The following is an 11,517-nucleotide window of genomic DNA, read 5'->3' on the forward strand; positions in this document are numbered from 1 at the left end:
GGTCGGCGGGATGGTTTATTGCAGCTCGAGTTCGCCGAGGAGTGCGTCGATCGCACTCGCGGTGTCCTCGCCGGCACCGGCGTCGCGCTCCGCTAGCGCACGATCGATTGCGGCGGCGCAGCGTTGCAGCGTGCGTTCGTCGAATAGCGTGCGCAGCGGCAGGATCAGCGTCCAATGCAGATTGGCCTGCGCGTTGGCCTGCGTCGCGAGCAACGAATGACCGCCAAGGGCGAAGAAGTCGTCGTCGCGACCGATCGCTTCCAGGCGCAAGACGCGTTTCCAGATCGCGGCGAGTTCGCGTTCGGTATCAGTTTGCAGAGAAGCCGTTGCACCCTCGTCGGAGGAAGGGTTGCGAACCGGCGCGGGTAGCGCATGGCGATCGCACTTGCCGTTCGGCGTAACCGGCAGCGCCTCCATCTCGATCAGTTGCGCGGGCACCATATACGCGGGCAACTGGGTGCGCAGCGCGTCGAGCAACGCATGTGTATTGATCGTGTTACCCACGCCCCGCGCGACGTAGCCGACCAGTTGCTCATCACGCACGATCACCACCGCGTCGTGTACGCCTTGCTCCGCACGCAGCAAGGCTTCGATTTCGCCGGGTTCGATGCGCTGACCGCGCAGCTTTACTTGCGTATCGATACGGCCGAGATAGTCGAGCGCACCGTCCGCGCGACGGCGGGCAAGGTCGCCGGTTCGATAGAGACGTGCGCCTTCAATGAAGGGATCGGGGACGAAGCGCTCCGCCGTCAGCGCGGCACGGCCGAGATAACCGCGCGCGAGTCCCACTCCACCTAAATGCAGTTCGCCGACCGCTCCTTGCGGCAACGGCTGCAACGCCGCATCGAGTACATGCAGTTGCAGGTTCGCAATCGGGTGACCGATCGGCACAGATACCGCGGTTGCATCACGCGCATCGCAACGCCAGTGCGAGACGTCGATCGCGGCCTCAGTCGGGCCGTACAGGTTGTAGAGGCGTGCATTCGGCAAATGCTGCGCGACGCGCGCTACGAGTTCCGGTGCGAGCGCTTCGCCGCTTGCCACGATCCGCTCGATGCTCGTGCAGCGACCCGCAACCTTGAAATCTTCCAGATGAGCAAGGAACGCGGCAAGCATCGACGGCACGAAATGCAGTGTTGTGACGCGATGCGTTTCGATTGCCGCGACCAGACGTGCCGGATCGCGATGATCGCCCGGCGCCGCAATCGCGAGTTTCGCGCCGACCGCGAGCGGCCAGACAAACTCCCATACCGATACGTCGAAGCCGAACGGCGTCTTGTGCAGCACGACGTCGTTGGCGTCCAGACGATAGGCGTCCTGCATCCACGCAATCCGGTTCGCAAGCGCGCGATGCGTATTGCCCGCGCCCTTCGGCTTGCCCGTCGACCCTGATGTGTAGATCAGATAGGCGAGTTGATCGGACTCGACTTCCACGGATGTAGCAAGCGTGGCCTCGATACTGAGTAACTCGCCAACGGTCAGAATCTTGACGTTGATATTTTCAACCGCCGCGGCGACACGTTCACGCAGATGCGGCTGCGTCAGCACGACCGCCGGGTTCGCGTCGTTGAGGAGATATGCGATGCGTTCGGCCGGATAGTCGGGGTCGATGGGCAGATACGCCGCGCCCGCTTTCAGCACACCGATTAGCGCGACGACCATGTCGAACGAACGCTCGACGCACAACGCAACCGCCGTGTCCGGCCGAACACCCATTTCGATGAGCGATGCCGCGACCCGATTGGCGCTCGTGTTGAGCGCGCCATAGGTCATGTGCTGCGTATGTCCTTGCGGATCGGTGAATTCAAGCGCGATTGCGTCGGGCGATGCGAAAGCGGCCTGCTCGAATTGCCGATGCATCGCTTGCTGCTGCGCTTGCGGCCACGATTGCAGGGTCGCATTGGCGTTCGCCAGGGTGGCGAGATCGTCGGCGGTTGCAATCGAGATGGTGCCTAGCGGCGCATGCGGATCGGCGATCAAGCCAGTCAGGCACACGGCAAATGCGCGATGCAAAGCGGCCACTCGGGCTGCATCGAGCTGCGTGGCGTCGTAGCCGTAGTCGATCGTGAGCGTCGTGCCGGCTTCGATCACCAAGGTGAGCGCGAAGTCGGTTGCTTCGATATTGCGTAGATCACGCAGCTTGAGGGCGCGTTCGTCGCGTCCTTGCCAGGCTTCATCGACCGGATAGTTTTCGAACACGACCAGCGTGTCGAAAAGCGCGCCGCCACCTTGCCGCGCCCACTGCTGGATTTCGTAGAGCGGCGTATGCGCATGTTCCGCTGCGGCGGCATTGTCGCGTTGCAATTCGTGCAGCCATGCCGATGCAGAGCGTTGTGGTAACGGCGCGGTGATGACCGGCAACGTGTTGATGAAAAGGCCCAGCACGGTGTCGGCATCGGGTAGCGCGTCGGGGCGGCCCGCCACGGTCGCGCCGAATGCGACGGCGGTGTGATGCGTCATCCGTTGCAGAGCGAGTGCCCATGCGCCTTGCACCATTGTGTTGATGGTGACTTTCAGACGGCGCGCTGTTTCGGTAAGACGTGTCGTTATATCGGCATCGAAGGATTCGCGGCGCATGAGATGTCCGGCAACGCGTGCGGTTTCGGGGGCGCGATCATGTTCGCGTCCACCGTTATGGTTCGGTTCGCGGGAATGCGTATCTTCGCGTTCACTGTCGTCGTGGTCATGGGTGCGGTCACGCTCGCGGTCGGCGATCAGTGTCGGTTCATCGATCAACGCAAGACGTTGCTGCCAGAACGCGCGCTCGCCTTCAGCATCGCGCGCGGCGAGCCACGCGATGAAATCGCGGTAGCGCGTTTTAGCCGGGGCGGCGAACGGTTGCGGACGCCGCGGCTCGATATAGTCGCGCAGCACGTCGGCGAAGAAGCGCGCCGTGCTCCAGCCATCGAGCAGTAAATGATGGCGCGTCCAGACGAGACGCCACACCTGATCCGTCACGCGGATCAGCGCGACGCGCATCAAAGGCGGGGACGTTAGATCGAAACCGCGCGCACGGTCGTCCGTGAGCCAGGTTTCAAATGCGTCGAGCGTACTTTCGCTTCGGTCGCGCCAATCGAGAATCTCGACCGGCATGTGCGCCTGGCGATGCACGATCTGCATCGGCGTGGCTTCATCCGGCGTAAAGCCGGTGCGAAGGATGTCGTGGCGCGGCACAGCGCCCTCAAACGCGGCGCGCAAACGCTCGACATCCGGATCGATCAGCGTTGCGACCAGTTGATTGACATACGTCGATTGCTCCGGCGCGAACAGCGAGTGAAACAGAATGCCGTGCTGCATCGGCGAGAGCGGATAGATATCGTCGACGGTGCGCAGATCGAGCGGCAGGCGCTCCAATGCAGCCTGCGTGAAACCTCCAATACGCGCGAGCGGATAGTCGCCAGGCGTTGCCCCGCCGCCGCGTTGCGCGAGACGCGCCGCGCATGCGGCGCTCAACTCGGCGAGCGCGGTTTCGAAACGCTGCGCGAGCGCTTCGATCGTCGCGCGTTCGAACTGCGTCGCACCGTAAACCCAATGGATTTTTAGCGTGCGTGCGGCATCGCCGTCGATATACGCGTGAATCGCCAGCGCGTTGCTGATCGGACCAGCGGGGTCGCGCTCGCAGCCTACGCCGCCGAAACACGGCACCAGCGCAGCCTCGCGCGGTGCGTCGAACTGGCCGAGGTAGTTGAAGGTCACATGCGGCCGCGGCACGGCGGCGAGCGCCGCGCGCGGCGTCGCGTCGCCGTAGTGACGCAGCACACCGAAGCCGAGCCCCTTGTTCGGCACCGCGCGCAGTGTGTCCTTGACCGCGCCGAGCGTCGCCGCCGGCGTGCTTTCGCCGGTGAACTGCACCGGATAGTGACTCGTCAACCAGCCGGGCGTGCGGCTCACGTCGGCATCGTCGAATAACGCCTCGCGGCCATGGCCTTCGAGCTCGATGCGGCATCGTGGCATGCCGAGCGACTGCACCAAGGCCGCGATCAGCAGTTCGATCATCTGCGTACGGTAGGCGGCGTTTGCCTCCGTCAATGCGGCGCGTGTCAGATCGGCGTCGATCGTCTGGATAACGGTTTGCGCGTCCGCGTTAGTCGCCGTGGCGTGCGGATGGTCGAGCGGCAGGTCGTCGTAGGGCGCGGTGAGAGCGGTCCAATACGGCACTTCGGCGGCAAATGGCGAGTTTGTTGCGTCGCGCGCCGCGCAAGCGAGCCGCTCCGCCCATTCCTGTGCGCTCGTGCCCGTCGACGCAAGACGTACCGTGCGGCGCTCGCGCGCTGCGCGATAGGCAGTGTCGAGATCGTCCAGCAGCACACGCCACGACACACCGTCGACGATGAGGTGATGAATCGCCAGATAGAGCTTCGTCGTTCCGTCCGGCAACAGCGCGGCGAAAGCACAGACGAGCGGGCCATGCGTCAGATCGAGCGTGCTTTGCAGCGCGTCGAACTGAGCGAGTGCATCGGTTTCGTTGCGTGCGGAAGCGACTGCGAACGGTGGCGCTTCGAATGCGCGCTCAGCAAACGTGAGTCGCCATTCTCGAAGCGGACCGCTCGGTGCGAACCGATGGCGGAAAATCTCGTGATGCGTCAGCAGCGTTTCGAATGCGCGGGCGAATGCGTCGGAGTCGAATGGCGCCTGAGCGTCGAGTTCGATCGACTGGTTCCAGTGCCCGCGCTGCGGGATATCCAGCGCGAAGAAGCGCAGTTGGGCGGGAGTGAGCATCGTGCTCCGTCCGGACGCTGACGGCGATGCTTGTGCTTTAGGCGCGGCCGATGTGGAATGCGCTTTCGGTACAGCCGGTGCCGCCGCATCCAGCGATGTGGCAACACATGCGAGTTGTGCGAGCGTAGGCGCGTCGAACAACTGCTTCGGCGTAAAGCGCAGACCGCGTTTGCGTGAGCGCGCGATCACCTGCAACACCAGAATCGAATCGCCGCCCAGTTCGAAGAAGTTGTCGTCGCGGCCTACGCGTTCGGCTTTGAGCACTTCTTTCCAGACGGTGGCAAGTGCCTCCTCTGTCGCCCCTTGCGGCGCGTCGCCTTCGGCAACGGATGGCGTCGGCGCGGCGACAAGCGCGCGCAATGCCGCTCGATCGATTTTCCCGTTCGCGGTCACCGGCAATGCGGCTACGATCAGCAACACTGCGGGCACCATGTAATCCGGCAGGCGCGCGGTCAACGCTGCACGGAGCGTCGACTCGTCGAGGCGTGCACCGTTAGATGAGGCGACGAACGATGCCAGGCGCAAACGGCCTTCACGTTCAACGGCAAGCGTTTCGGCTTGAGCGACGCCCTCTAGCGCGCGCAGTGCCGCACTCACTTCGCCAGGTTCGACGCGATAGCCGCGAATTTTGACCTGATCGTCGAGCCGCCCAAGAAAATCCAGTCGACGGTCGGCGCGCAGTCGTACGCGGTCGCCGGTCCGATAGAGACGCTCGCCCGCGGCGAACGGATGCGGTACGAAGCGCTCAGCGGTTGCCGCTGCCCGGTTCAGGTAGCCACGTGCGAGGCCTGGACCACCGAGATGCAGTTCGCCAATCCCGCCAGGTGGCACGCTCGCACCGTGCGTGTCGAGCACGCACGCATAGGCGTTTGGCAACGGCAGGCCGAGCGGCACGGATTGCGTGGATTGACCGGATTCTGTGGGTTGCGCAGCATGCCCCGCTTGCACGGCGTGAGCATTTGTTAAGCGCAATGCGGCTTGCGCCGGTGCGGACGTATCGAAGGTCAATGCGCCGACCGTCGCTTCGGTCGGGCCGTAGTGATTGATAACACGGCAGGCCGGCTTAAGCGTTGCAATCCGTTCGACAAGCGACCACGGCAGCGTTTCGCCACCCGTCACCAGCGCGTGGGCGGGCAGCACGTCGGCCGCCTGCTGCGCATCGAGCAGTGCATGCAGATGACTGGGCACGATCTTCAATACGCCGACGTCGCGTGTGCGCATTTCGCGAGCGAAGCGATCCGGATCGAACGCGCATTGAGCCGGCAGCAGATGCAGCGTGCGGCCCGAGCAGAGCGCACCGAATAGCGTCGTATGACCGAGGTCGGCGGCCACGGTGGAGACCATTGCCATCGAGGCGCCGGCGGCAAAGGCGAGTTCGTCCAGCATCCCTGCAACGTAATCAACCAGCGCGCGATGCGAGATCACAACGCCCTTGGGCGTGCCGGTCGATCCAGATGTGAAGATCAGATAGGCAGCCTGGCCGGGCAACGGCGCCTGACGTGGGCCGTTGCCGTTGCCGTTGCCGTTGCCATCGACATTGGCGTTATGGCCGGCGTTGGCCCCTACGCTGACCTCTGCCTTAGCGTCCAAGTTGATACTTGAGTTGGTGCTGGCGGCAATCTCCAGCCCAGCAATCTGCAGCCCAGCAAGCGATGAGCCATTCGCAAGCGCGTCGATATCCAGCGACGTAGCATTGCCCACCGCTAGCGCGCCTTGCGCCCCCCATGCGCTCAGCATCCATTGCGCGTCGCAGGCATCCACGGCAGCCGCCAACCGCTCGCGCGGCGCGGCCGGATCGAGCGGCACCGCGTAAGCACCGGACTTCATCACACCAAGCAGCGCCACCGCGAAGCGCACCGAGCGCTCGATGCATACCGCAACCGGCTGCTCCGCACCAACCCCATGTTGCTGCAAGCCGAACGCGATGCGCTCCGATGCGTCGTCGAGTTCAGCGAACGTAAGCTGCGTGTCGGCGTCCGTAAGCGCGACGCGATGCGGCGTTTCACTCGCATGGCGTGCAAAAAGCGCTAGCACGCTATCCGCTTCAGGCTGGAACAGCCGCCCATGTCGCGCCGTGTCAAATCCAGCCCCATCCGCGCAATCCAGTTCAGCAATCGCGCGTTGCGGATCACGCACCGCGTCGGCGACTAGCCCGGCATAGCTGTTGAGCCAAGCCTGCGCGGTCGCTTCATCAATGCCGTCGAGCGCATACGCGACCACCAGTTCGATACCACGCGAATCGTCCGTGAAATCGAGTGCGAGATCAAAGCGCGCGGCAAGATCGAGCCCCGGCGACATCCGCACCGACGCGCCCGGCAATTCAGCCGTCAATTCCAGATCGAACTGCTGTGCGAATTTGACCTTGAGCCATTCTTCGCCACGCCGCACCGGCGGCTTGATCGCATCGAGCACCTGATCGAACGGCACATCCTGATGCGCGAAGGCATCGAACGTCGAGCGGCGCACGCCGTCGAGCAAGGCGGCGAACGATTGGCCCGGCGCGACACGCGCGCGCAATGCGAGCGTGTTGAGGAACAAGCCGACTAGTGGTGCGGTTTCCGCACGTTGCCGATGCGCAATCGGTACAGCCACTGCAATGTCGGTTACGCCGGTCAGTCGATAGAGCCATGCGTTGAAAGCGGCCAGCAGCACGGTAAAGGGCGACGCCTGCGCGCGCCGCGCCGTTTCGCGCACTGCGTCGGAGAGCGCTTCCGGCAATCGCAATGCGAGTCGACCGCCGCGATAGTCGCGTTGCGGCAAGCGCGCCCGGTCGAGCGGCAATGCCAGCGGTTCGGGCGCAGCGCGCAACGCGTCGCGCCAATACGCGAGCTGGCGCTCGCCTTCGCCCGCGGCGAGCCAGTCCCGCTGCCATTGCGCATAGTCGGCGTATTGGACTGGCAGCGCGGGCAATTGCAGCGTGCGTCCCTGGGCGATCGCCGCGTAGGCCGCCTGCAGTTCGTCGAAAGCGCAACGCGAGCTCCAGCCGTCGCTGATCGCGTGATGGGTCGTCAACAGGAAGCGTTGCGTGTTGTTGGTCAGCGTGATGAGCGCGGCACGCACGAGGGGGCCATTCGACAGATCGAACGCCGCGCCGACGTGTTGCTCCGTCAATGCCGCGAGCCGCGATGCGCGCTCGGCCTCACTACTGGTATGCAGATCGCTTTCGGCAATCCGCACGGGCAACGCGGCATGAATGCGCTGCATGACGATGCCGTCGTCGGTTTCGACAAGCGTAGTGCGCCCGGCCTCCTGACGCTCGATCAGACAATCGAGCGCGCGTTGCAGCGTGCCCAGATGGAGCGCGCCCTGCACGTCCCATTGCACGGCAACGTGATACGCCGAGCCGGCGTCCTGAGTTTGCGCGAGAATCCAGAAACGCTGCTGCGCGAATGAAGCAGCACGGTCGACAAACGCGGCAGTTGAAGGCTGTAGTGCCAGGATCTGCTGGTGCCTGTTCACAGCCGATTCAGTCTCGCTGCTATCGATCAGCGCCGCGAGCGTCTCGAGCGCGTGATCGTCGAACAATGCATCGAGCCGTAGATTCACGTGCCATTCGATCCGGATCGCTGCCTGCAATTGCATCGCCGCGAGCGAATCGCCGCCGCGCGCAAAGAACCGGTCGGTGCGACCGATCGGCGTGAGATCGTTCAGGAGTGTTTGCCAGATGTTGGCAAGCCGCTCCTCAGTGGCGGTTTGAGGCCCGACATAATCGGCAGCAGCCGCAACGGGCAGCGCCGCCACGGTATCGCGCAACGCAGCACGATCGAGCTTACCGTTCAGCGTATAGGGCAGACGTGCGAAGCGCGCGAAGCGATGCGGCAACCACGCTTGCGGCAAATGCGCCGCGAGATGCGCCTGCAATGCGGCGTCGCTGAGTGCTGTTTCGTCGCAAGCCTCGTCGCCGCGGACCGCTTTGCTGAGTGCAACGTCGCCGTGTGCGGCACCGCACGCATCCTCGCCTTGCACCTTTCCGCCGGGTGCTTCCTTCAGCGCCACGCAAGCGGTCAACTGCGTCCTGCCACCCGTCGTCTCCGCGAGCACACCCGCATCGGCGATCGCCGGATGCATCAACAGGCACGCAGCGATCTCGCCAGGTTCCACACGAACGCCGCGCACTTGCACCTGATCGTCGATGCGGCCAAGATAATCGAACGAGCCGTCCACGCGTTCGCGCGCGAGGTCGCCGGTGCGGTAGATCCGTTCACCCGGTTCGCCGTTCTCGTCCGGCAGAAAACGTTCGGCGGTAAGCGCCGCGCGGCCATGATAGCCACGCGCGAGACACGCACCGCCGAGCAGTAGCTCGCCGGTCTCACCGCGCTGCGCCGCGCCTTCGATACGCGCCACGCGGCGCCCGATCGGCCAGCCGATCGGCAGCGACGCATAACCGTTGCCCGTCTCGAGCGCCGGTGTCGTGCACGGGTCAACCGGCCACAGCATCGGCGAAATCACCGCCTCGGTCGGCCCATAGCCGTTGACGAGCCGGATCGACGGGAACACACGGCGAATCTCGTCGAAGCTGTCCTGCGACATCGCTTCGCCACCGAACAGCAGCACGCGCAGCGAAGTCGGCACGCCGAGGCGCTCGCAAACGTTCGCGAACTCGCGCAGATAAGCAGGCGGCAGTGTGGTGTTGGTCACGCCCTCTCGCAGCATGAAGGCATGTGTGGCCTCCGGCGGAAACGGCGGCGGATCGCTGATCACCACGCTGCCACCCACTGCAAGCGGCACCAGCCATGCTTCGATCGAAACATCGAAATTCACCGAAGCGAAATGCAGCACGCGATCCGTGCCGTCGATCGGTAACGATTCAGCAAGCGCGTCGCCGTGCGCGGCAAGCGGCCCATGTTCGACGGCAACCGCTTTCGGCGTGCCCGTCGAACCGGATGTGTAAATCATGTAGGCGGCCGCGCGCGGATGCACCGGCTCGTCATCGCCATCGAAACGCGCTGCGGCCACATCTGCCAAAGCGGTGTTTTCAACGTCGAAACACTGCGCGAAACGCGTGCGCATGGCCACATCGGCGGAAGCGTCGACAATCCCGTGAGCAAGGCCCGCATCTTGCGCGACCCAGTCAAGGCGTGCCGCCGGATGTCGCGGATCGAGCGCAACGAACACGCCGCCCGCCTTCAGCACGGCGAGTAATGCGACAAACAGATCGCATGAACGCGCGACACACACGCCAACGCGCACCTCCGTCGTGACGCCTGCCGCCCTCAGTTGCGCGGCAAGCCGCGCCGCGCGGCTATCCAGCTCTCCTCGCGTCAGCCGCACGGTACGCGGCGTGAACGACGCCAGCGCGGGCGCATCGGGTTCGATACGCGCCAAAGCGTGGATTCGATGGTGCAACGCAATCGGGAAGCTCTTCATGGGCATGAAATCCGTTAGAACTGGCCGCATTGGCCAAGTCGCAGGCCGCAATGGGCCGCTTCATTGGTGTGACGTTCCGCGATTGAAAATCTTTACCGCCGCCGTCGATTTATTCGGACTGCATCGCTTCGGAGGAAAACGGCGATAGACGGTAAATGTTTGCGGCGGCCATTCGTCAATCAGGCGAGGGGCGTGTCTTTGCGCCCTGCTGATTTGCCGCCCGCATGTGTTGCCGCATGCGCCGCACACCGATCCATTGCGACCCACTGCGACCCTTTGCCGATGACCGCTGCCAACGAGCGCTACGACGCGCCACCCTCGCTTTCTCCCTCAATCGCCAGTCAAACCCCCGGCAAACCGGCCATGCGCCTGATCGTGGCGTTGCTCAAGCGCTCGCGCGGCGCCTTTGCGATCGCGCTCACCGCCTGCGTGCTGAACGGCATCGCGAGTGTGCTGCTCGTCGCAACCTTGAGCCGGGCGCTGTCACAACCGGGCGCCGGCGATATGTCGCTCGCCATGCGTTTCGCGCTATGCGCGGTGATTGCGCTCGTCACGCGCGTCGTCACCGGTGTGCTGTTTGCGCGACTCTCGCAGGACACAATGGCGCAGTTGCGCGAGCATGTCGCGCGGCGCGTCGCCGAGGCCGAGTTGCGCGACGTCGAACGGATCGGCGCGGCGCCCGTGCAGTCGGTATTGACCGACGACGCCACCAACGTGTCGATGCTGTTCTTCGCGCTGCCCAATCTCGTGATGCACGGCTCGATCGTATTCGGCTGCCTCGGCTATCTGGCGTGGCTGTCCTGGCCGGTCTGCCTGCTCGCGGTCGCCGCAATCCTGGTCGGTTCGCTCGGCTATCACGCAGGTGACAAGCGGGCCATCGCGTCGCTCGAAGCCGCCGGCCGCTCGCAGGACAAACTGTTCGGCTATCTCGGCGCGCTGTTCACGGGCGCGAAGGAACTGAAACTGCACCAGGCCCGCTCGCGTCAATTCGTCGACGGTCAGCTCGGCTCGGCCATCGACGAAGTGCGCGACCACCGGCGTCAGGCGTTTAGCGCCTATGCGGTCGGGGTCGGCTGGATCGTGTTCCTGTTCTATGTGTTTCTAGGCGTCGCCGCATTCTGGCCGGCGCTCGGCGTGCATGCCGACGCGCCTTCCGCATCGGGCTACGTGGTGGTGTTCCTGTTCATGCTGCTGCCGCTGGACGGCTTACTGAACAACGTGCCGACGCTGAATGCCGCCCGTGTCTCGCTCGACCGCATCGAAAAGGTGATGAGCGAATTCGGCGCACTGCGCACCGCGCCGCCGCCGGATGAAAACGCGTCACACGCGCCGTACCAGACCCTTACGTTGCGCGACGTCACACACTCGTACTTCCATGAGCGCGACGAACGGATGTTCCGTGTCGGGCCGGTCAATCTGACTTTCAGGCCC

The 11,517-nt window shown here is 64.4% G+C and carries 1 protein-coding gene and 1 pseudogene; one reads left to right on the forward strand and one right to left on the reverse strand.

Going from position 1 to position 11,517, the window contains the following annotated elements:
* Positions 1-15: 15 nt before the first annotated feature.
* On the reverse strand, positions 16-10,086 hold the full coding sequence (locus tag VFE81_RS24690; protein WP_325047088.1) for a non-ribosomal peptide synthetase: 10,071 nt from the start codon (positions 10,084-10,086) through the stop codon (positions 16-18).
* Between the two features lie 282 nt (positions 10,087-10,368).
* On the opposite strand from VFE81_RS24690, the pseudogene VFE81_RS24695 reads away from it, so the two are divergent.
* Positions 10,369-11,517: pseudogene (locus tag VFE81_RS24695) on the forward strand (cyclic peptide export ABC transporter); the annotation flags it as partial.

Origin of the sequence: Paraburkholderia sp., assembly GCF_035656215.1 — a bacterium.
Classification (GTDB): Bacteria; Pseudomonadota; Gammaproteobacteria; order Burkholderiales; family Burkholderiaceae; genus Paraburkholderia.